The sequence below is a fragment of the Sphingobacterium sp. LZ7M1 genome (assembly GCF_024296865.1).
In the GTDB taxonomy this organism is placed as follows: Bacteria; Bacteroidota; Bacteroidia; order Sphingobacteriales; family Sphingobacteriaceae; genus Sphingobacterium.
In genome coordinates this window covers 2,482,354-2,502,094 of the sequence record NZ_CP101134.1, presented here as the reverse complement: position 1 = coordinate 2,502,094, position 19,741 = coordinate 2,482,354, and the positions used below count along the sequence as shown (strand labels likewise).

At 39.5% G+C, this 19,741-nt stretch carries 15 protein-coding genes; 12 read left to right on the top strand and 3 right to left on the bottom strand.

Translation table 11 applies throughout. The features are described from left to right. Positions 1-6: 6 nt before the first annotated feature. From NMK93_RS10865 to ruvB, 10 genes are all read left to right on the top strand, one after another. Positions 7-1,698, top strand: a complete 1,692-nt coding sequence (locus NMK93_RS10865) for a RagB/SusD family nutrient uptake outer membrane protein (protein ID WP_254527249.1) — start codon at positions 7-9, stop codon at positions 1,696-1,698. A 120-nt stretch (positions 1,699-1,818) separates the two neighbouring features. After that, positions 1,819-3,114, top strand: coding sequence for a D-alanyl-D-alanine carboxypeptidase (locus NMK93_RS10860; RefSeq protein ID WP_254527248.1), 1,296 nt, complete (start codon positions 1,819-1,821; stop codon positions 3,112-3,114). Positions 3,115-3,157: 43 nt separating this feature from the next. Beyond that, complete coding sequence (locus NMK93_RS10855; RefSeq protein WP_254527247.1) at positions 3,158-4,474, top strand: MFS transporter; 1,317 nt, start codon at positions 3,158-3,160, stop codon at positions 4,472-4,474. Beyond that, positions 4,474-5,205, top strand: coding sequence for a (Fe-S)-binding protein (locus tag NMK93_RS10850; RefSeq protein WP_185212197.1), 732 nt, complete (start codon positions 4,474-4,476; stop codon positions 5,203-5,205). Before NMK93_RS10855 ends, NMK93_RS10850 begins: the two co-directional genes overlap by 1 nt. Before the next feature lie 20 nt (positions 5,206-5,225). Next, positions 5,226-6,104, top strand: coding sequence for a sugar phosphate isomerase/epimerase (locus NMK93_RS10845; RefSeq protein ID WP_185216369.1), 879 nt, complete (start codon positions 5,226-5,228; stop codon positions 6,102-6,104). Positions 6,105-6,586: 482 nt separating this feature from the next. Beyond that, entirely contained in the window at positions 6,587-8,170 is a 1,584-nt protein-coding gene (locus NMK93_RS10840) for a peptide MFS transporter (RefSeq protein ID WP_185216367.1), read from the top strand. Between the two features lie 202 nt (positions 8,171-8,372). Next, the gene (locus tag NMK93_RS10835) at positions 8,373-10,163 is read left to right on the top strand and encodes a peptide MFS transporter (protein WP_254527246.1); all 1,791 of its coding nucleotides are present in this window, start codon (positions 8,373-8,375) and stop codon (positions 10,161-10,163) included. Positions 10,164-10,184: 21 nt separating this feature from the next. Next, complete coding sequence (locus NMK93_RS10830) at positions 10,185-11,717, top strand: peptide MFS transporter (protein ID WP_254527245.1); 1,533 nt, start codon at positions 10,185-10,187, stop codon at positions 11,715-11,717. A gap of 245 nt (positions 11,718-11,962) precedes the next feature. Then, positions 11,963-12,697 (top strand): polyprenol monophosphomannose synthase, encoded by a 735-nt coding sequence (locus NMK93_RS10825; RefSeq protein WP_254527244.1) that lies wholly within the window; start codon positions 11,963-11,965, stop codon positions 12,695-12,697. A gap of 29 nt (positions 12,698-12,726) precedes the next feature. Beyond that, complete coding sequence (gene ruvB / locus NMK93_RS10820; protein WP_185212191.1) at positions 12,727-13,749, top strand: Holliday junction branch migration DNA helicase RuvB; 1,023 nt, start codon at positions 12,727-12,729, stop codon at positions 13,747-13,749. On the opposite strand, the gene NMK93_RS10815 is transcribed toward ruvB, so the two are convergent. The 3 genes from NMK93_RS10815 to NMK93_RS10805 all read right to left on the bottom strand — a co-directional run bounded on the left by NMK93_RS10815 (position 13,741) and on the right by NMK93_RS10805 (position 18,356). Then, positions 13,741-14,298, bottom strand: a complete 558-nt coding sequence (locus tag NMK93_RS10815; RefSeq protein ID WP_254527243.1) for a hypothetical protein — start codon at positions 14,296-14,298, stop codon at positions 13,741-13,743. The genes ruvB and NMK93_RS10815 overlap by 9 nt on opposite strands. A gap of 62 nt (positions 14,299-14,360) precedes the next feature. Continuing rightward, positions 14,361-16,844 carry a DPP IV N-terminal domain-containing protein gene (locus tag NMK93_RS10810; protein ID WP_254527242.1) on the bottom strand — a complete coding sequence of 828 codons (2,484 nt, stop codon included), beginning with the start codon at positions 16,842-16,844 and terminating at the stop codon, positions 14,361-14,363. Between the two features lie 87 nt (positions 16,845-16,931). Beyond that, the gene (locus NMK93_RS10805; RefSeq protein WP_254527241.1) at positions 16,932-18,356 is read right to left on the bottom strand and encodes an ATP-dependent RecD-like DNA helicase; all 1,425 of its coding nucleotides are present in this window, start codon (positions 18,354-18,356) and stop codon (positions 16,932-16,934) included. Positions 18,357-18,429: 73 nt separating this feature from the next. On the opposite strand from NMK93_RS10805, the gene NMK93_RS10800 reads away from it, so the two are divergent. Beyond that, a complete protein-coding gene (locus NMK93_RS10800; RefSeq protein ID WP_254527240.1) occupies positions 18,430-19,215 on the top strand; it encodes a DUF3822 family protein in 786 nt (261 codons plus the stop codon). Next, entirely contained in the window at positions 19,206-19,739 is a 534-nt protein-coding gene (gene rsmD, locus NMK93_RS10795) for a 16S rRNA (guanine(966)-N(2))-methyltransferase RsmD (protein WP_185212186.1), read from the top strand. The genes NMK93_RS10800 and rsmD overlap by 10 nt, the downstream gene beginning before the upstream one ends. The last annotated feature ends 2 nt before the right edge of the window (positions 19,740-19,741 follow it).

Below are 19,741 nucleotides of genomic sequence, written 5' to 3'. Positions count from 1 at the left end.
ACAATCATGAAACGAAATAAATTAATGATTCTTTTAGGCGCGGGAATGCTACTTGTTACTTCCTGTGGAAAAGAATTTTTACAGAAATTACCTCAAGGCCAGTTGTCTGAGCCTCAGGTAGGGAATAAAGATGGTGTGGAAGGTGCGCTGATCGGTGCATACAGTATCTTAAATGGTAATGTAAGTGGCACTTGGGGCAACTATGCTTCTGCACCTAGCCAGTGGCTATTTGGTGAAGTTGCTTCAGACAATGCACACAAAGGTTCGGAGCTTACCGACCAGACACCAATGAACATGATCGAAACCTATAATGCGATCAGTACAAATGACAACCTGTCCCAAATGTGGCAAGTATACTTTGAAGGGATTTTACGCTGTAACAATACTTTGAAGTTACTTGCAGCGGATCAAGCGGGGCCAAAGGAAATCTCTGCCGAGCGAGCTAAGGAAATCGAAGCTGAGGCAAAAATGTTGAGAGGCCATTACAACTTCTTCCTATGGAGGATCTTTAGAAATGTCCCAATCATTACCGAAGCAACGACTACTGCTGAAGCACAGACCATTCCAAATGACAAGGATATTACTCCGGCTATTGAAGAGGACTTCAAATTTGCGGTCGCTAATTTGCCAGCTACCAAAATCAAAGATGAGTTTGGTCGTATGGACAAAAATGCTGCAAAAGCATATTTAGGTAAGCTTTATCTATACCAAAAGAAATACGCTCAGGCATTGACTTTGTTTAAAGAGGTTATGGCAGGTAAGGATATCACGACCATGCCTTACTGGAATAACTTTGATGTAACGAAAGAAAACGGACCTGAAGTGGTGATGGTTTCAAAACACGCCATCAATTCCAATGGTGCTGCTGATAACTCCAACGTAGGAGATATGTTATCCGGTCTGTATGGAAGTTCACCAGTAGGATGTTGTGGATTCTATCAACCAACTATTGATTTGGTAAATTCATTCCAGGTAGATGCCAATGGTCTTCCATTATCAACTACCGCTTACCGTGCTACTCCATACCTTTCCGATTTGAAAAACCCAACAGATTCATACGTATTAGATGTGAACTTGAAATTCGACCCGCGTTTAGATTATACCGTTGGTCGTAGAGGTGTTTCATATTTGGACTATGGAATTATGCCAGGTAATGCATGGATCCGTGACGCTAAATACGCTGGACCTTTTGTAACCATCAAAACCATGATCCCTGTATCTCAATTTGCTACCAATGCAGCTCCGGGAGCCAATTACCTTACCGGTTTGGATGTGAATATCATCCGTTTAGCTGATGTGTGGTTGATGGCTGCAGAATGTGAGGTTGAAGCAAATAACCTTCCAGGAGCTTTGAAATTGGTGAATGATGTTCGTAAGCGTGCTGCTACGCTTCCTGCAAAGAAAACAGGAACCGGTGCCAATGCCGCAGCATATAACGTGAAGCCATATCCAGCCTTTGCATCCCAAGCTGATGCACGTACTGCCGTAAGAACGGAGCGCCGCATCGAATTGGCAATGGAAGGACACCGTTTCTTTGACCTTGTACGTTGGGGAGTAGCTAAATCAGTATTAGAAAGCTATTCAACATTTGAAGGTTCATTTCTGCCTGCATACAAAGGTTTAACCTTCTCTGCAAACAGTGAATACTGGCCTGTTCCTCAGGTAGAGATCGACCGTAGCAACGGTGCTTTAAAATAGAACTATTAGGTTAATTCAATAAAAGAAGATGGGGCTGGTCGAAAGATCAGCCCTTCTCTTTTTCTATAAAATCTTTGTTTCATACTTCCTTAAATTCTAAACAATGATTATGTTTACAATATGAGAAGCATACTAATCCTAATGGGGTTATTGGCCTGCTTGACAACCAAAGCGCAATCTACCCTCAACCTAAATGATGAATTCCAAAAATCAACCGTTTTACCAAAGCATTACTACGGCTTTAGTCTTTACGATGTCGATCAACAACGCTTTGTTTACAACCATAATCAGGACAAACATTTTACTCCAGCATCAAATACCAAGGTCTTCACTTTATTTGCCTCCCTAAAGCTCATTGGTGATTCTATCCCAGGGATTGCATATGTTGAACGTGGTGATTCCTTGATTTTCTGGGGAACCGGTGATCCTAGCTTCTTACATCCAAGGTTAGATAATGGAAGAGTGTATAACTTCTTAAAAAACAGCAAGAAAAAACTATTCTACTCAAGTTCTCCTACGCAAGAACCAACTTACAGAAACGGTTGGTCGATCGAAGACTATGAATTCTACTACCAACCAGAACTGTTTCCTTTTCCGATCTATGGTAATGTTGTGCAGTTTAGGGAGGTTGATGGCAGACTCAGATTATTCCCAACCTATTTCGAACGCGATGTAAAGCAGCTATCTGATACAACAACTCGATATAGAATACATAGAGCAATGGAGAATAACAGCTATGAAATCAATGAGCTTCCTTTGCCTAAGAATTATGTCAATGAAAAACCTTTCCGACCTAGTGATAGCCTTTTGGTGCTATTGCTACAGGATACCTTGAAAAAGGATGTCGGATTGGTAAATCAGAAGCTGCCTCAAGATTTCAAGATCTATAATTCTGTAGAAAAAAGAGCAGTAGAGCGTGAAATGATGCTTCCAAGTGATAATTTTTTGGCTGAGCAACTAAACATGGTTGCATCCTTCTTGAAATACAATAGCTTCAAAACAGAAGACCTGCGCCAATATATGACTGACACCTATTACAGCAAATTAAGTGATAGCATTGAATTGAGAGATGGTAGCGGTTTGTCGAGTTACAATAAAATAACACCAAGGAGTATGGTGGAGGTTTTGCTTCAGATCAGTAATGAAGTCCGTGATGAGAACGCCAAGCTATATTTATTTCCGGCAGGAGGATTAGAAGGCACGCTAAAGAATGTTTACCCAACACCGGGAGGAAAGGCCTTTGTTTGGGCTAAAACAGGAACAATCAACAGTGTTCACTGTCAGAGTGGTTATATCATAACCAAACGAGGTAAGCGCTATGTTTTTTCTTTTCTGAACAATAATTACTTGGGGAGTTCAAGTCCAGTTCGCAAGGAAATGGTACGGATAGTTACCCATATCTACGAAAATTTTTAAACCAGTTCTAAAATCAAATGGTATATTCGCATAAGCAAATCTTATGAAAATATTCAAGAAGAATGATAAAAGATTAATCAGATCATGGTCCATGTACGATTGGGCCAATTCTGCCTATAATCTGGTCATAAACTCCACCATTTTTCCAGTATATTATACGGCCATCACAAAAAATCCGGAAACCAATGACACGGTTTCCTTTTTTGGTATTGAGGTCATTAATACTGCACTATCCAATTTCGCACTTTCCATTGCTTATTTATTGATGGCTTTAGGCTTGCCGTTTATTTCAGCATATTCTGATGCGGCAGGAAAGCGTAAGTTCTTCATGAAGCTCTTTACCTATATCGGTGCCATTGCCTGCATGGGATTGTTTTTCTTTAAGATAAATACCTTGGAATGGGGGATCTTCTGCTATGCAATAGCTGCTATGGGCTATATTGGCGGAGTAGCCTTCAATAATTCCTACCTGCCTATTATTGCTACGCCAGATCAGCAGGATAGGGTCAGTGCACAGGGATTTGCCTATGGCTATGTTGGATGTGTGACACTTCAGATCATTTGTTTCGTGTTTATTTTTAAACCAGAGTGGTTTGGGATCAGCGATGCTTCTTTCCCTGCAAGATTTTCATTTCTATTGGTGGGACTTTGGTGGTTGCTGTTCGCACAGATTCCATTCCGATTCTTGCCAAGAAATAGACCTACTGTAGGTTCTGAGCGCTTGCCTTTCTTTACGAAAGTGAAGAAGGAATTCAGCAGTGTATTGGGACAAATAAAACAGATCGAAGCCATCAAGACCTTTTTACCGGCCTATTTTTTCTATTCCATGGGAATTCAGACGCTATTGATCGTTGCTGCGGCATTTGGAGAAAAAGTGTTGAATTTAGGTGCAAGTAAACTGATTGCATCCATTTTATTGATACAGATCGTAGCAATTGGTGGGGCATACATCATGTCTGTTGCAGCCAAAAGGTTTGGAAACATCAAGGTTTTGCTTGTTGTGGTGTTCTTTTGGATACTGATTTGCTGTGCCTCATTCTATATGACTACGGAATATCAATTTTACGGAATGGCCTTTGCTGTAGGATTATTGATGGGAGGGATACAGTCCTTGTCTAGGTCGACCTATTCTAAGCTTATCCCAGAACATATTGAAGATACCACATCCTTCTTTAGTTTCTATGATGTTTCGGAGAAGGTAGCCATAGTGATCGGCTTATTCAGCTTTGGTATCATTGAACAGATCACGCAAAACATTCGATATTCGGCATTGTTCCTGTCTGTATATTTTATCATCGGGTTTTTGTTGTTGTTTCGTGTTTTAAAATTTAATAAATTACAGATTATTGAAAGCGATTAATGCATAAAGTAGAGTTATTTATCCCTTGTTTTATTGATCAATTATATCCTGAAACAGCCTTTAACACCGTGAAACTATTGGAGAAGGCAGGTTGCAAGGTCATATACAATACCGATCAGACCTGTTGTGGACAACCAGCATATAATGCCGGATTTTGGGATGATGCCAAGAAAATTGGCCAGAAGTTCCTGAATGACTTTCATGAAGAACATCCCATCGTCAGTCCATCGGCATCCTGTGTGGGAATGGTTAGGGGAGGTTATGATGATCTTTTTACCAATTCCATTGAGCACAATAAGTGCAGGGCCATACAGCGCAATATTTTTGAAATCAGTGATTTCTTGGTCAATGTTTTGCAGAAGGAATACTTCGGGGCAGAATTAGTCGGGACAGCGGTCTATCATGATTCCTGTTCTGCATTACGGGAGTGCAAGATCAAGGATGAACCAAGGCGCTTATTAAGCCATGTAGGTGGATTGGATATCGTAGAAATGAGAGATCAGGAAACATGCTGCGGTTTCGGTGGTACCTTTGCGGTTAAATTTGAAGGAATATCGACGGCCATGGCGGAACAGAAAGTTCAAAACGCCCTGGATGTCAAGGCGGATTATATTATATCTACTGATTCGTCCTGCTTATTGCAATTGCAGGCTTATATTGAAAAAAATCAACTTCCCATTAAGACCATGCATCTTGTCGATGTATTGACTTCTGGATGGGCTAATATCTAATAACTTTATATAACAAAATCATGAGTTCAAGAAGAGAGTTTTTAAGAAACTTAGGTCTAGTAACAGCTGGAGTAACATTAGCACCTTCGCTAGATGTATTCGCTGCTAAGAAAGACTGGTTTCAAATTTCATTAGCGGAATGGTCTTTACATAAAAAACTATTCAAAGGGGATTTGAAAAATATTGATTTTCCTGAGTATACAGCAAAAAACTTTGGTATCCATGGAGTTGAATATGTAAATCAATTCTTCAAGGATAAAGCTAAGGATATGACTTACTTAAAAGATTTGAATAACCGTGCTAAGGACAATGGCGTGAAAAACGTATTGATCATGGTGGACGGGGAAGGAAGTCTAGGAGATCGTGATGAAACTAAACGCAAGCAGGCTGTAGAGAACCATTACAAATGGATCGATGCCGCTAATTTCCTAGGATGTCATGCCATCCGTGTAAATGCTGCGGGTGAAGGAACTAAAGAAGAAGTTAAGGAACAAGTGGTTAAAAGCTTGTCTACCTTAGCTGATTATGGAAAAAAAGGTAAGATATCTGTAGTCGTTGAAAATCATGGTGGAATTTCTTCCCACGGTGATTGGTTGGCAGATGTATTGAAAACTGTAGGTAAGAAAAACTGTGGTAGTTTACCAGATTTCGGTAACTTCTATGAGTACGACCGCTATCAAGGGGTTAAGGACTTAATGCCGTATGCTAAAGGCGTAAGTGCTAAATCTCATGCTTTCGATGCGAATGGTAATGATACGGGAATCGACTATGCCAAAATGATGCAGATCGTTAAATCCGCTGGCTACAATGGTTATGTAGGTATCGAATTTGAAGGTGATAAGATTTCTGAAGACGAAGGAATCAAATTAACAAAGGCTTTATTGGAGAAATTCAAATAATAGTCAAGAATATGATAGAAAGAGGCAAGGATTTATATTCTTGCCTCTTTTTTATTTGATTTAACCAATTCCATATTTTGTCGTAGCATCGTAATAAATTGTTTACACAACTATTTTATTTTTTATTTTCCGAGAATTCGCTGTTACTGCCTTTTGATTTTGATTGAAATTCTAAAAACAAGAAAAATAAATTTATTTCTAAAAAAGTATAGATTCTTTACCTTTTTTACGCTCTAATTTGTGTTGCGTTTCAAAAATATCAACAGAAGGATTGTTTTCATTTAAATCTTTCATTAAAAAAATTAATAGGACTTTAGTGGATTGATTAAACTTTTGGCTGAAATTGATATCTTAACAATTGAATGTTAAATACCGATAGGCCTGTTAACTTAGTATTAATTGTAAATAAAAATTTGTTAATTTGCTATCCGTAAAAAATATTGTTCTAAAAAAATCTTAATTAACGTAAATATCAATAACCGATGAATCAAGAAAAAGACCAAGAGTTGGTCCAGCACCTTGCCAAACAAGGAGTTGACGACAAAATGGTAATGGGACATCCTGCAAGTCTATTTGTCCTATTCTTTACTGAGATGTGGGAGCGTTTCAGTTATTACGGAATGAGAGCCCTTCTGACCGTATTCCTAATCACTGAAATTTCTAAGCAAGGCTGGGGATGGAGCAATAAAGAAGCCATGGAATTGTATGCTTGGTATACAGGCTTGGTTTATTTGACACCATTAATAGGAGGGATGATTGCCGATAAGTTGACCGGTTACCGTAAAGCCATCCTTTTAGGTGCCTTAATCATGACCCTAGGTCATGCCTCAATGGCTCTCGAAGGGACTTCGCAATCCTTTTTCTATGTCGGACTTGTCTTGATGATCTTAGGTAATGGTCTATTCAAACCAAATATTTCATCCATGGTAGGTCAGTTATATCCAGATACATCTGCGAAAAAAGATGCAGGTTATACAATTTTCTACATGGGTATTAACTCAGGTGCATTCTTAGGAATGTTATTATGTGGTTATATCGGTGAAAAAGAGGGTTGGCATTACGGATTTGGATTAGCTGGGGTATTTATGTTCTTCGGTATGATCCAATTCTATTTCGCGCAAAAGATCTTTGGTGTAATCGGTGAAAAACCAGGTACTGTTCATTCACCAGAAGAACATGTCCACAACATTCAGGAAGAAGACCATACGCCTAAAAACGTGGTTAGAGACCGTTTGGTAGTGGTAGCCGTATTGATGATTGCCAGTATCTTTTTCTTCTTTGCCTTTGAGCAAGCCGGTGGATCGATGACCATTTTTGCAAAGAACTACACCCAACGTGTCCTTGATGGGGATACCGGTGAGATCTTTAAATGGGTAGATGCAGCCTTGACCATATTCCCGATCCTGATCGTAACATATGTCCTTTTCAAATTATCACAACAGATTTTCAGCAAGTATCCTTTGACCGTAATTTTTACAGCCATCTCTTTTGCTATCATCTGGGCATTGGGTATTTGGAAAGTGAATAAGGAATTCTCTGTTGAAACGACAGAAGTTACAGTTTCTTGGTTCCAGATCTTGAACTCCTTCTTTATTATCACGCTTGCTTCTTCCTTTTCTAAATTATGGGAAAAGGTATGGAATCCTTCAGGTCCAGTGAAGTTTGCTTTCGGATTGATCTTGGTAGCCGTAGGTTTCCTTGCTTTGGCATATGGATCGATGTCTATCCCTTCAGGTGCGCAGACAGCCTCAGTGAGCATGATCTGGTTAATCTTGGCCTATTTCTTTCATACAACTGGAGAATTATGTGTATCGCCGGTAGGTCTTTCTTATGTAAGTAAGCTTTCGCCTAAGAAATTTGCTGGTTTGTTATTTGGATTATGGTTCACTGCCTCTGCGATTGCAAACTTTATCGCAGGTATGACCGGTTCATTTATTGATAAGATTACCGAAACTTACTCGATGACAGTTTTCTTCTTGATCATCGCAGCTCTTCCTATATTGGTTGCTATCCTATTGTTGATCTTTAATGGTAAATTAAAGAAAATGATGCACGGCATCCACTAATTGAAGATTTTAATTCATTTTGAATAATTTTTGAAACAAATATAAAAAGCCGAATCCTAACAACATTCGGCTTTTTTCATTCAAAATAATAGACCCTTAGAGGCCTTAAGAAAATTTAACCTTAGCATTGAATCCTAAGGAATCCTGAAAGTTTTTTTATTTTTACAAATTCAAACTTAGCGTTTGATTGAAATTACAGTTTATGAGTCAAGCTTCAGATGCTTCTTTTTCAGAAGAATTAGAAAAACAGGGAATCGATGGAAGCCTTGTATTAGGTCACCCATCAGGTTTATTTGTTTTGTTTTTCACAGAAATGTGGGAGCGTTTTTCCTTCTACGGAATGCGCGTGTTACTTATCAATTTTTTAACCAGTGCAATTATTTCAGGTAGTCCATTTTCCGGATGGGGTTGGGATCCAGTCCAAGCCGGTGCATTATATGGTACCTATGCCATGTTGCTGTATATCTCACCCATATTTGGTGGTATTTTAGCCGATAAGTATTTGGGGTATCGATATGCCATCGTTATCGGGGCTGCCATCATGACCCTAGGGCACCTGTTCATGGCTTTTGATACGCCGCTGTTTCTTTATCTAGGTCTCGGAGCATTGGTTGTCGGTACGGGATTCTTTAAGCCGAATATGACCTCCATATTATCCGAGATGTACAAGAAGTTCCCTCAGAAGAAAGATGCTGCCTACACCATATTCTATATGGGGGTGAATTCAGGCGCTTTCTTTGGTATGATGCTTTGTGGTTATTTAGGGGAAAAGGTCGGTTGGCATTGGGGTTTTGGTTTAGCAGGTATCTTTATGTTTTTAGGAACATTACAGTTCTGGTATGCCAAGCCAATCTTCGGAAAGGTTGGAGATAAGCCAACGGCAGAGATAAAAGCTGAAAAAGCTGAAGCTGCAGCCTTGGCAAATCCAGATGATAAACCAAATCCATTTACAAAATTAGATATCTTCCTGATTGTTATCATGACCATCCTAGGATTGGGTTATGCATTCAATGACCCACTATCTAAGATTTCAGGCATTGATATCTTCTCAAGTCTTCAGATGGGATCTATGGCTGGCCAAAATGTTGCCATATTTGCAGCATTGATCATCTTCCTGTTTGTTGTTATTTCAAGATTGTCCAGATATACAAAAGTTGTCCGAGACCGATTGATTGCTGTCATTATCTTTGCGTTCTTTGTGATCTTCTTTTGGATGTCCTTTGAGCAAGGTGCCTCTTCCTTGGTCATTTTCGCTCGGGATAGTGTCGATAGAAGTTTATCAGGAAATTCCCTGACTATTTTCAATGTGGTCAATAGCTTATTGACTATCGTTCCATTAATTTTCGTGACCTATGCGGTCACCATGCTAACCAAAAAGACTTTTGGCAAAGCACCACTTTCCAATATAGTTCAGGTGATTTGTTTTACAGCAGTATGGGGTTTAGCCTTATGGATGCTGTACCGTGAGTTCACTGCCGAATCTTCAGAGATTGCGGTTTCATGGTTCTCCATCCTGAATTCCTTCTTTATCATCACATTTGCCAATTTTGTGTCTAAAATATGGGATTCCAAATATAATCCACCAGCAACCGTAAAATACGGAATGGGCTTGATTGTCATGGCGATAGGTTTTGGTTTATTGGCCTTTGGTGCAAATGGACTTCAAGAAGGCGTAAAGGTTTCTATGGTCTGGTTGATTCTGGCCTATATGTTCCATACCCTTGGCGAGCTCTGTCTTTCACCGGTAGGTCTGTCCTATGTTTCCAAACTTGCACCAGCTAGGATGATCGGATTTATGTTCGGGATGTGGTATTTGGCATTGGCAATCGGAAATAAATTAGCGGCCATTATTGGTGGGCAGATTGAAATTATCACCAATCAGTACTCCTTGAGTACATTTTTCTTGATATTTACCATTGTGCCGATCGGAGCTGGGATTATCGTGATGTTGCTTCACCCAATCGTGAAGAAGCTGATGCATGGCGTAAAATAGAATCTTAATACAATTAATATAATGGCTACTGAGGCGCATAGAACTCTTGAGGAGATTCAAGATTTTAAAGGCAAATATCCGAAACAGATCTGGAGACTTTTCTTTTCCGAGATGTGGGAGCGATTCTGTTTTTACGGAATGCGCGGGATGTTGGTCTTCTTTATGATTACACAACTGAATTTTGGTGAAAAGGAAGCCAATCTTCAATATGGAGCTACACAGGCATTTGTTTATGCCTTTACCTTCATCGGGGGTCTCTTCGCAGACAAAATCCTAGGTTTCAGAAAATTCCTCTTTTTTGGAGGATTATTGATGATCGTGGGGTCTGTGTTACTAGCAATTGATACCCACCAATTTTTCTTCTTTGGTTTGGCCTTTATCATTATAGGTACAGGATTCTTCAAACCAAATATTTCAACCATGGTAGGGGAGCTCTATAAGGATAATGACAACCGCCGTGATGCCGGATTTTCACTGTTCTATGCAGGGATTAACCTAGGTGCATTTTTAGGTGGATACATCTGTGTTGCTATTGGAAAGGGGTACATGTTGAGTTCTGTCATTGATGAGGCTTACCGTTGGAATGTCGCTTTTGGTCTTGCTGCCTTAGGTATGTTGATCAGTTTGATCAATTTCCAATTTACCAAGCATGAGTTAGGACCGATTGGTCTGCAACCTGGACATCCAGACGCTATTGTTAAGTCTAAGCCCCTCCCAAAATGGGTGGAATATGCAGTGTATGCGAGCACCTTGATTTTCGTGCCCTTGATCCAAGTGATGGTCTCCAAAACCGAGTACACAGACTATTTTATGTATACCATTGGTCCATTGACTTTGATCTATCTTTTCTATGAGATGTCCAAAGTCGAGAAAAAGGAACGCCATAAATTGCTTGCCGCATTGATATTCATTTTATTTTCTATTGTATTCTGGGGTATTTACGAACAGAGTGGAGGTTCATTGAGCATCTTTGCCGCCAATAACCTAAATGATTCTGTGGCAGGCGGAGCTTTCCGTTTGGACCCTAATGGAGTCAATAACTCAGGTGGGGCATTCTTCATTATTATTTTGGCACCGCTGTTTGGACTGTTATGGTTGTGGTTAGCGAAAAGGAAAATCGAACCCAATACCATTATTAAATTTGGTTTAGGCTTTATCTTCCTTGGCTTGGGCTATTATGTGCTGTTCGCTACGCGTTTCTTTGCAGTTGAAGGCATGACTTCCCTAGATATCTTTACAGCGGCATTATTGGTGATTACGATAGGGGAGCTTTGTCTTTCACCAATAGGTCTATCCATCATGACCAAATTATCCCCAGCTAAACTACAAGGGATCATGATGGGAATGTGGTTTTTGGCCAGTGCCTATGGGCAATACGTTGCGGGTCTAATCGGAGCCAATATGGCCGAAGCCCGAGAAGGTGCATCTTTGATGGATAAGCTATTGACATATACCGAAGGCTATAAGCAATTGGGCTTATATTCCTTGATCGCAGGTGCAATCTTGATTATTCTATCTCCATACATTAAGAAATTAATGCATGGCGTAAATTAATATTTAATTCAACAATTAATCAAAGGCCGGGTGGGAAATCATCCGGCTTTTTTGTATGTGTTAATTAATCCTGTGTTTGGTCTCAACGGATATCGAGCGAAACCCAGATCCCGCTCGACCATCGGAATAGATCTTGGTCCATCCTCTAATCACTTGCATCCTGGTTCAATCCCCCAATATCTTCTGGTACCGAACCCAATTGTTTGAGACTAATTGCTTAACTTTACGCCATCAAAATTTAAGGTGTGTCAGATAGCATTGTAATCATTCCTACATATAACGAAAAGGAAAACATAGAACGAATCATACGAAAGGTCTTTTCATTAGAAGTAGATTTTCATATCCTTATCGTTGATGATGGATCTCCGGATGGAACTGCAAATATCGTGAAAGAACTTCAGGCTACTGAATTCGCTGATCGGCTCTTTATCGAAGAACGAAAAGGTAAATTGGGATTAGGTACAGCCTATATCCATGGGTTCAAATGGGCTTTGCAGCGTTCGTACGAATTTATCTTCGAAATGGATGCTGACTTTAGCCATAATCCAGATGACCTGATCCGTCTGCGTGAGACCTGTAAAACAGGCGCTGCCGATATGGCGATTGGTTCCCGATATATTAAGGGTGTAAATGTAGTAAATTGGCCTATGAACAGGGTTTTGATGTCTTATTTTGCATCAGCTTATGTTCGGTTGATTACCCGGATCAAAATCCAGGATGCTACAGCAGGCTTTGTTTGTTTTAGGAGAGAGGTTCTAGAAACCATACCTTTAGACAAAATAAAGTTTGTGGGTTATGCCTTTCAAATTGAAATGAAGTTCACGGCCATACAATATGGTTTCAATGTTGTGGAAATTCCTATTATTTTTACAGATAGGTCCTTAGGTACCTCAAAAATGAGCACCAAGATATTTAAAGAAGCTTTTTTTGGAGTTATCCAGATGAAAATAAATAGCTTGTTTAAGAATTACGAGAGATAATTGTTCACTAAAGATTTGTGTTCTAAGATATGAATGAAAACCTTGACCCCAATCCTGAAAGATTAACCTCGACTGATAAAGACTTGGAGAGGGTGCTTCGTCCGCAGACTTTCGAAGATTTTACCGGTCAGGCTAAGATATTGGAGAACCTTTCCATCTTTGTTAAAGCAGCTAAGCTCCGTGCCGAAGCGCTTGACCATGTACTGTTACATGGCCCTCCCGGATTAGGTAAAACTACCTTATCCCATATCATTGCCAATGAAATGGGCGTAGGGATCAAAATAACTTCAGGACCTGTATTGGATAAACCGGGCGATCTAGCTGGGCTATTGACTAATCTTGAAGAGGGAGATATTCTTTTTATTGATGAGATACACCGTTTAAGCCCCTTGGTTGAAGAATATCTGTATTCCGCAATGGAGGATTTCAAAATCGACATCATGCTCGAAACGGGTCCAAATGCACGTTCTGTGCAGATTTCTCTAAATCCTTTCACCTTAGTGGGAGCAACGACACGTTCTGGTTTATTGACAGCACCGCTACGGGCTCGTTTTGGAATCAATTCCAGGTTGCAATATTATGATTCCAAACTATTGACGGATATCGTCATGCGTTCTGCCCAGATATTAAAGGTTCCTATTTCAGAAGAAGGGGCTTATGAAATTGCCAGAAGAAGTCGAGGAACCCCGAGGATCGCCAATGCTCTTTTGAGAAGAACACGTGACTTTGCACAAATCAAAGGAAATGGATCTATTGATAAAGCCATCGCTCAATTTGCCCTTAATGCCTTGAATGTGGATGAACATGGCTTGGATGAGATGGATAATCGTATCTTAAGTACCATTATCGAAAAATTCAAAGGTGGACCTGTAGGGCTAAAAACCATTGCCACCGCCGTGGGAGAGGATGAAGGGACCATTGAAGAAGTGTATGAACCATTCTTGATCCAAGAAGGCTATATCATGCGCACTTCAAGAGGAAGGGAATGTACGGAATTAGCTTTTAAGCATTTGGGGAAGACACATTTCAATAAAGGGAATACCTTATTTTAATCCCATTTTAGCTAATCTATTTAAGATATAGGTACCTCTACTCCTTAAAGCAGGGGTATTTTCTTTTTCTAGGCTCAGTTCAATGATAAGCTTTAATTCTTTCGCAACCCATTCAAAAGAAGGGATTAACCTATACAGGATATCGAAGGCATTGACCTTTACAGCAACAGGACAATCGTTCAGGTCAATGATGGCAAAGCTCTTTGCCAGGATTATTTCTCTTTCTTTCTCAGTTAAGGTGATACTTGTATTGGATTTTGATATAAGCCACATCAATAGCTTAGTATAGCTCCTTAAACTGCTCCAATTTTTCAGGTCTCGGTAATTTATGATCAATCTTTTATAGATAGCATTAAAGTGTTCTGGGTTCTTCAACAGGATATGTTCCATTGCCCAGGCACTGCGAAAACATAAGCGGGGATTATTCTCTTCTATACTCCATTGAAGAAGTTGATCTAGGCTGATTACCTTTAAAATTTCCTTATTTAAATCAGAAGCCCCAAAATGCATTAGGGCTTCTTTAAATTTATCTTCAGTTTTTTCGCTCATATTTTACCCACTAAAATGGATCATAAAATAAGGATAAAAACTGTTTATATTAAAATGGAATTTTATTTGAGTGGTTTTTCCCGATTCATTTCCATCATATCCACCTCATTCATTTCAGAAGAGCCTAAAAGGTGCTGACTGAAGTAATCTGCCATTCTCCAAAAGAAATATTCGGTCATATCGCCAAATCCATGTCTTTGGCCTGGCAATAATAGGAAATCAAACCTTTTATTGGCTCTGATTAAAGCATCTACCATGCGGATTGAATTCGCTGGATGCACATTATTGTCAATATCCCCAGTTACGATCAGTAATTTTCCTTTTAAATTCTTTGCCAGTTCTGTGTTCCGTTGGATATTATAGCTAAAGGTGGTATCGCCTTTTGCACTGATTTCTTCTTTCACGCCGTGATGTCTTTCGCTCCACCAACGATTATAGATGTTGTTTTCATGGTTACCTGCACCAGAAACAGCCACCTTAAAGAAATCTGGGTAGACCAACATAGCAGCCGTAGACATGAAACCTCCGCCTGAATGCCCAGTAATCCCAACTTTACTGATATCTATAAACGGATATTTATCGGCTAATTGTTCAGCTGCGACCTTTTTATCTTCCAATCCATAATCGCGAAGGTTTCCATAACCATAGGTATGGTACCATTTTGAACGGGAGGGATGTCCGCCACGGTTACCTACTGAGATCACGATAAAACCCATCTGTGCCAATCTGTCGATCCTGTCCATGGATTTTCCAAAGCTTTTGTTTACTGCTTCAGTCTGTGGTCCTGGATAAACATATTCAATGATAGGATAGGTCTTGGTTGAATCAAAGTCGAATGGCCTGTACATCACGCCATATAGGTCGGTTATCCCATCTCCAGCTTTAACCTTAAATGGCTCTGGGAACTTATATCCTGCAGCGAAAAGGTTTGATAAATCGGTTTCTTCCAGTTTCATAATCAGCTGTCCGTTAGCATTATATAGGTTGCTAACTGGAGCTGTATTTACCCTAGAATAATTATCAATGAAGTAATTACTGCTTTCACTGCTCACGATCTGATGGTCGAAGTCTCCCGGGGTCAATAATTTTATCGCACCACCGCTCTTATTTACGGAGTAATAATACGAATAGTAAGGATCCATGTTTTTTTCCTTACCATTCGCCTTGAAGTACAAGGTTCCTGATTCCTCATTGTAACGGGTCAAATCGTCACAGTGGAACTCACCTTTGGTGATCTGATTGATCATTCTTCCATTTTTATCATACAGATAGAAATGTCCCCAACCATCTCTCTGGGACCAATGGATAAATTGACTGCCATTATTGACGAAATAAGGCTTTTTGATATCTTGGTAAACATTCGAACGCTCTTCTAATACCGTTCTGCTGTTTCCGTTCACATTTACGGCAACAATATCTATACGCTTCAAATCGCGACTGGATCTGGCTATATAGAATTCTTCATCGTTCCCCAACCAATAGTTGATGTAATGTTTGCCTTTGTAGCTTTCTTTTGTTCTGTCCTTATTCCAGTTGCTGATCGTTTGATTTTTGAAAGCAGCTACATTGATCTGCTTTGCTTTTAATGTGCTACTATCGAATAAATAAAGCTCAACTTCAGTTGAATCGGTTTCACCTGGCATCAGGTATTTGTAGGTTTCCAAGGTAGGGCGTTTTGCTGCTACATTGTTAATCACCCATAATGCGCTGTATTCTCGGTTATCTTTGCGAGTCAAAGTGAAATATTTTCCATTAGGTGACCAATTGATCCAAACAGGTTTTCTTTTTTTCTTCTCTTCATCCTCGGATTTCTTATCACCTGTCGTGACACTGTATTCATCCCCACCCCAGGCATAGTATTGTACACCATCTGTGGTGATCTGATGCTCAATTATCGTGGAATCCTTTTCATCTTTTTGGGCCTTTAGGTAATTGCTATAATCCATCCAATATAGATTATAGTTCTTGGCATAATAAACCCTGCTGGTATCCGGATTGAAATTTGCCCAGAACAGTTTGGTCTTTTCCTTACTGTCTTCACCTAATTCCCTTAGATTGCTGTTGCTGATGTTATATTCGAAATAATACAGTTTCTTTTTGATGGTATCTTTCTTGTTCGTCAGCTTTTGGATTTCTTCTTTTGTTTTTAGCGTATCCTTTGTGCTTTGTACTTCGAATCGAATCAGGTTTTCATTATCCATGAAACGAAGGTTCCTGATTTCTAGATGCTGTGCATCAAATGGGTTTTTGACAATGGAAGTGATTCTGGAAGCCATATCAGCATGGTCAAATAATTCAGACTTCTTTTTGGTTTTTGGATCTACCAGGTACCATTTTTTGCCAGATGGACTATTGTATTCGTACCAGAATTTATCACCAAAATTTATCCAATTGGGATTGACCTCTGTAGAGAAGATCAATTTACTAAGTTTGCTTGGTGAAAACTTAGAAGCCAATTGGTAGTTTGGTTTGGTTAAGGTAGATTTTTCTTGTCCTTGAGAAATTGTAAAACTTAGCAATAGGACAAAGGTTAAAAAATGCTTCATTTGAGTAATTTAGTCAATATTTGATTCAGCGAAAATATCCAATTATTGACCCAAAAAAGAAGCTATCATGTATTATTTTTGATAGGATTAGGCTTCGTAAAACTTTTCGTTGAAATTAACCAGGAATAGCTCTTGGGTTGCACGGGTGATGGCCGTATATAACCAGCGCATGAACTCCGTGTTCAGCATTTCATCGTTCATGTAGCCTTGGTCAACGAAAACCAATGGCCACTGTCCACCCTGGGCTTTATGACAGGTTATCGCATAAGCAAACTTGATCTGTAGGGCATTGTAATAGGGGTCTTTTTTGATGGAATCCATCCTATCTTTTTTGGCAGGAATATCCTGATAATCCTCAGCGATACTGTTATACAGTTTCTGTTGTTGCTCGTAAGGAAGATTTGGAGAATCTACATATAGACTATCCAATAAGACCCGACATCGGATTGCATCCCCTTCATTGTTGTCCATAAACTCGAGGTAGAGATCGGCAAACCTAAAGCCGTGCATCTCATGTACATTACTTACTTTCTTGATGACTGCCATATCCCCATTGGCAATAAACCCAGTGTTCTTCTCATCGTTGTCCTGTAACCAATAATAGTTATTCTTGACCACCATGATGATGTCACCACCGGTAATTTCTTCATCTCTAAAGAGGATCTGGTTTCGGATATGCTGATTATAAAGGTTTGCTGATTTATTGGAGCGGCAAATGACCATGGAGTTTTCGATGCCAAATTTATCATAGGCATAGTGCAATCCTTCAATCAGCCGCTCACCATTCATCCGAAAGATATCCTTGAAGGCTTTGGTGACAAACTGAGGATAGCTGTATTCTACAAACTCCTCATCCAATCGGATCTCATTCCTGATTTTGGTGGCATTATAGAGAATTCCTGAATTTTTGTCCTGACGGACCACATCGGTCATTTCATAGGTGAATATCTGCAAACCGAATTCTGCATTCATATATTCAGCGTCCAATGCGGGGCTCTGTTCCAAGCCTACGGGTGGCAGCTGCGCCGTATCACCAACCAGCATCAAGCAGCAATTCTCACCGGATTGCACAAACTCGATCAGGTCATGCAATAGTCCATTGGAAAACATACTATGGCCTTCATTGCTGATCATGGATGCCTCGTCAACAATAAAAAGCGTGTTTTCGTGTATGTTTTCAGCTAAACTGAACTGCATGTCCAGAGAAACCGCATTCTTCTTTCTGTAGATTTTTTTATGGATGGTCAGTGCATTCCTGCCCGAATAGGAGGACATCACCTTTGCAGCTCGTCCAGTCGGTGCCAATAATACAGATCTCTTCTGGAATTTTGGAAGCGTTTTGACCAATGCACTGATGATGCTGGTCTTTCCTGTACCTGCATAACCTTTTAGTATAAAGCATGATTCCTCAGAAAAGGTATGCAAAAATTCCCCCAGTAGGGCAAATACCTGTTCCTGCTGTTGCGTTGCTTGGTGTGAAAACTGTTGTAAAAGGCTGTTTTTTATCTGCACAACCCAAAGTTATCCAAAAGGTTGGTCAATCCAATTTTAAAAACTAATTTTGTGTTTATACCATCTGCAAAGAATGAATTATACTTCAAAACAATTTCATATTCATTATATAACGCAATACACCCTGATCGTTAAAGCAAATTATCAGTATGATAAATTATATGTTTTAGATCAAGACAATCAACTTTTGCTGTACATGAACTTTGAAAGCCATAATCCTTCTGAAGAGGCACTCAAATTATTGAGCTTACCCTTTCAAAATGTTTATGTCAGTATTCCAAGCCATAACCTGACTTTTGTACCGGATGATCTTTATCAAGAAGTAGATCTGGATAAATATCAGGAATTTATGGAGAATCCGGCTCAGGAAATGAACCGCACTTCGATCGATTTCTTGCAAATCCAGGCATTTTACCAATCGGATGTATTGTTGCAACACCGATGGAAAACACTTTTTCCTGACGCTAAATTTGTGCCTGAATTTAAACTCAATCTGCTTCAGGCCAGACAATTCATCCCTTTAAAAGGCGATGTGTTAGGTGTTGTTTTTGATGATAACTCAGCTGATATCTATCTATTTATAAATGGTCAGTTCAAGTTTTATAATACCTTCGAGATTGTAAGCGATGATGACCTGAGTTACTTTATCTTGAACATCTTCGATAACTTTGGAATTGAAGGAAAGGTTAATAAAGTCCTGTATTCCGCTATCCATGCAGACCAATCCTTTATTCAAAAACTGAGAACCTATTCTAACGAACTGATTGAAATTTCGGCAAGTAAACCAGCTGTTTCTTTAGATGATGAATCAGAGGATTACAACAAAAGCTACTTAATAGATTTACCTACATGCGAATAATAGGAGGAAAGGCTGCCGGACTGCGGTTAAACCCTCCGCAAAACCTTCCTGTAAGACCAACGACGGATATTGCAAAAGAAGCCCTGTTCAATATCTTGAACAATAGGATTGATTTTGATGGACTGGAATGCTTAGATTTATTTGCTGGAACAGGTAATATATCCTTTGAATTGGCGTCTCGAGGGGTTAAGAAGGTAAATGCTGTTGACTTGCATGGAAAATGTGTCCTATATATTACGGAGACTTCTAAAAAATTAGATCTTTCCCAGATCAAGGCCAGAAAGGCTGATGTTTTTAAGTTTATTAAAGCGGATAAGGAAAGCTATGATTTGATTTTTGCAGATCCTCCTTATGATTTAGGTCAATTGCCGATGTTGGCTTCCATGGTTCTTGAAAATAACCTCCTTAAGGATGGAGGTCTTTTGATTGTTGAACATCCTAGTAACCGCAAAATGATCGATCACCCCAATTTTGTCGAAACCAGGCAATATGGGAATTCCTCATTTAGCTTTTATTCTAAATAATT

Excerpts from the sequence above, each read along its gene's own strand:
- NMK93_RS10865 (WP_254527249.1), top strand. The coding sequence starts at position 7 with ATGAAACGAAATAAATTAATGATTCTTTTAGGCGCGGGAATGCTACTT.
- NMK93_RS10860 (WP_254527248.1), top strand. The coding sequence starts at position 1,819 with ATGAGAAGCATACTAATCCTAATGGGGTTATTGGCCTGCTTGACAACC.
- NMK93_RS10855 (WP_254527247.1), top strand. The coding sequence starts at position 3,158 with ATGAAAATATTCAAGAAGAATGATAAAAGATTAATCAGATCATGGTCC.
- NMK93_RS10850 (WP_185212197.1), top strand. The coding sequence starts at position 4,474 with ATGCATAAAGTAGAGTTATTTATCCCTTGTTTTATTGATCAATTATAT.
- NMK93_RS10845 (WP_185216369.1), top strand. The coding sequence starts at position 5,226 with ATGAGTTCAAGAAGAGAGTTTTTAAGAAACTTAGGTCTAGTAACAGCT.
- NMK93_RS10840 (WP_185216367.1), top strand. The coding sequence starts at position 6,587 with ATGAATCAAGAAAAAGACCAAGAGTTGGTCCAGCACCTTGCCAAACAA.
- NMK93_RS10835 (WP_254527246.1), top strand. The coding sequence starts at position 8,373 with ATGAGTCAAGCTTCAGATGCTTCTTTTTCAGAAGAATTAGAAAAACAG.
- NMK93_RS10830 (WP_254527245.1), top strand. The coding sequence starts at position 10,185 with ATGGCTACTGAGGCGCATAGAACTCTTGAGGAGATTCAAGATTTTAAA.
- ruvB (WP_185212191.1), top strand. The coding sequence starts at position 12,727 with ATGAATGAAAACCTTGACCCCAATCCTGAAAGATTAACCTCGACTGAT.
- NMK93_RS10815 (WP_254527243.1), bottom strand. The coding sequence starts at position 14,298 with ATGAGCGAAAAAACTGAAGATAAATTTAAAGAAGCCCTAATGCATTTT.
- NMK93_RS10810 (WP_254527242.1), bottom strand. The coding sequence starts at position 16,844 with ATGAAGCATTTTTTAACCTTTGTCCTATTGCTAAGTTTTACAATTTCT.
- NMK93_RS10800 (WP_254527240.1), top strand. The coding sequence starts at position 18,430 with ATGAATTATACTTCAAAACAATTTCATATTCATTATATAACGCAATAC.
- rsmD (WP_185212186.1), top strand. The coding sequence starts at position 19,206 with ATGCGAATAATAGGAGGAAAGGCTGCCGGACTGCGGTTAAACCCTCCG.